Annotated in this window: 3 protein-coding genes; 1 reads left to right on the top strand and 2 read right to left on the bottom strand. The window is 38.4% G+C overall.

Features of this window, described 5'->3' with window-relative positions; all coding sequences use genetic code 11:
• Positions 1-484, bottom strand: a 484-nt coding sequence (locus FTV31_RS16205) for a transposase (RefSeq protein ID WP_180015687.1), incomplete at its 3' end; no start/stop codon positions are given.
• A gap of 311 nt (positions 485-795) precedes the next feature.
• Between FTV31_RS16205 and lpxO the strand changes: the two genes are divergently transcribed.
• Positions 796-1,710 (top strand): lipid A hydroxylase LpxO, encoded by a 915-nt coding sequence (gene lpxO / locus FTV31_RS16200; protein WP_174660741.1) that lies wholly within the window; start codon positions 796-798, stop codon positions 1,708-1,710.
• A 221-nt stretch (positions 1,711-1,931) separates the two neighbouring features.
• Here lpxO and FTV31_RS16195 read toward each other — a convergent pair whose 3' ends face one another.
• Positions 1,932-2,339, bottom strand: a complete 408-nt coding sequence (locus tag FTV31_RS16195) for a hypothetical protein (protein WP_174660742.1) — start codon at positions 2,337-2,339, stop codon at positions 1,932-1,934.
• Positions 2,340-2,595 lie beyond the last annotated feature (256 nt).

Raw genomic sequence — 2,595 nt, 5'->3', positions numbered from 1 at the left:
CAACACCTTCGCGTGCTGGAATCATGGTTGCATCACGGCTAATATGACCGATTAACGTATCCGCAAGATTGGACTTCACCATCTGCTCATGAACGCGAGTGGTTAGTTTACGCGCTGCAAATTCAGCAAAAACACGGCTAAATGTCCCTTCGCTGGGTAGTTTTTTATACAGATTGAAGCCGCAAATTCGCCGCAATCTACGATCAACTTCTAGGCGTTCAATCAAGCCCCGTGTGGTGACGATACCAAGTTCAGCTTTTGCAATAAAGGCACATGCCAAAGCGCAGCGGTCAGCAGGAGGTCTTCCCACAGCACACCCTTGATATTGGTATACCAAGGATTCGATGTCACTCCACTCGAGCACACGAATAATGCGTTCGAGCTTTGAGCTGATGCCGTCTAAATCGGCTGCGACTAAAGGAATAAGTTCGTATTGTAAGGCTTGAAACCGTTGTTTGAGAAAAGGGCTTAATGTAGTATTCATGCTGTAGATGTTAGGGTGTTGGTTTAGAAGCTCATTTTAACATCTACAACTTTTTTCAAAAAATGTTAATTCAGGCTGTTTGTGGAGTTTTGCAAGTGCCTCTATATAGAGAAATTGCAGAATTTTTCAAGAAAAATGCAAGGATATTTTGGGCAGAATGGTCAATCGACTTTATAGCTTCAAGACATTGTTTCCTGCAACGCAGTGTTCTATGGCGTTTATTTAAGCAAAATGGATCACTATGTTATTATTACGCCGTTTAAAAAATTCTCTCGATTTAAGCATTTTGCTTACAAGTACCAGGTCCTCATATGATTAAGTGGATTATCCTGGCGATCTTTGTCATTTCTGCGTTTTATATTCAACAACGCGGCAAAGTTCGTCACTCATTTTACCGCCAGTTTTTTGATCACTCGACTTTGCTCGCGCCGATTAATTTTCTGATGTATATGTTTTCTAAAGTGCCAAGTCAGCCTTATATTGACACTCAGCATTTTAAAGATTTGAAAGTCTTGGATGAAAACTGGGAAATGATTCGCGATGAAGCGCAAGCTTTATATGAACAAGGTGGCATCAAAGCGTCGAGTAGTTATGATGATTTAGGTTTTAACTCCTTTTTTAAAACCGGCTGGAAACGTTTCTATTTGAAATGGTATGACTCTGCACATCCTTCTGCGGCAGAGCTTTGTCCTAAAACCACAGAACTGCTGAAAACGTTGCCTTCAATTAAAGCTGCAATGTTTACTGAGCTTGCGCCGGACAGCCGTTTGGTACGTCACCGTGACCCGTATGCTGGTTCATTGCGTTATCACTTGGGGCTACTAACGCCGAATGATGATCGTTGCTTTATTGATGTCGATGGTCAGCGTTATTCATGGCGTGATGGTGAAAGTGTGGTGTTTGATGAAACTTATATTCACTATGCAGAAAATAAGACTGAACAAAACCGCATCATTTTCTTTGCCGATGTTGAGCGACCGTTAAGCTCAAAGTTGATGGCACGCTTTAACCATTGGTTTGGTAAAAATATCATGACCGCAGCCAGTTCACCAAATGAACATGGGGATCAAACGGGTGGACTCAATAAAGTTTTTGGTTATGTTTATCAAATTCGGATCAAAGCCAAAGCACTGAAAAAGACCAATCGAAAATTGTACTATTTCTTAAAATGGTTTTTGATGTTGGGTATTTTCTTCCTGATTTTTGTGCGCCCATATTTATTTTAATCGTGAAGCAAAGATTGAAAAAATACGCTCTTCGGGGCGTTTTTTTATGTGCTTTAAAATTAATCTGCAAAGTTGCATGCCAATCGAAAAATCTTGTATAGAATGAAAACAATAGATGGGGGATGCAATGTACACGTTTAGTTCTAAAAAAGATTGGTGGGTGGTGGCCTTTATTGTTTGTATGAGTGGCTTGCTCATTCAATTATTACTGACGATGCAAGCTAAAGGTACCATGCAGCAATATCCTGTTCATTAATTAAAATACAATGATTTTTATTTATTCTATTGATTTTTTTGGCAAATCTCTCTACTACTTTGTGGGATGATGGCATTGTAAGGATTACTTCATAATCTTTTTCATGCATTAAGCTATGGAGAATTTTAGAGATATTGGGGTTGAATTTTCCACACTCTTTAAGAGATATTGAGAATCCTTTTTGTCCTTTTAGGGCGTAAATTAAAGGATTCCCATCACCCCCCTGACGACTATACAAACGTTTAAAGACACTATGCACAATTAAGTCATTAAGTTTGTGATGATTAGGGTTAGCATCTAATGACGTATTTACTAGTTGTTCTGTTTCTGAGGTGAAAGTAACAACTTTATTGTCATTAACGAGAATTCCCAATTTAAGTCTCAACTATTTGGCTTATAAATAATTTTTAAAATTATCTTTATAAAAAAGAAAAAGTCCAATAAGTCTTGAAACTTATTGGACTTTCGCTTTATATTCTGTGGGTACAGTTATTTGATGCTACCAACATCAATTAACGAAAGATCGGCAGAGCTACCAACTCATACTGATATTCACCTTACGGCTAGTACCAGTTCCTATTTTAAAGAAAAGAACTAGTTTGACAAGCCTCAATTTGAAGTCCTTCGTT

The sequence above is a fragment of the Acinetobacter sp. YH16031 genome, from assembly GCF_013417335.1.
Classification (GTDB): Bacteria; Pseudomonadota; Gammaproteobacteria; order Pseudomonadales; family Moraxellaceae; genus Acinetobacter.
This window is presented reverse-complemented; position numbering and strand designations above follow the sequence as displayed.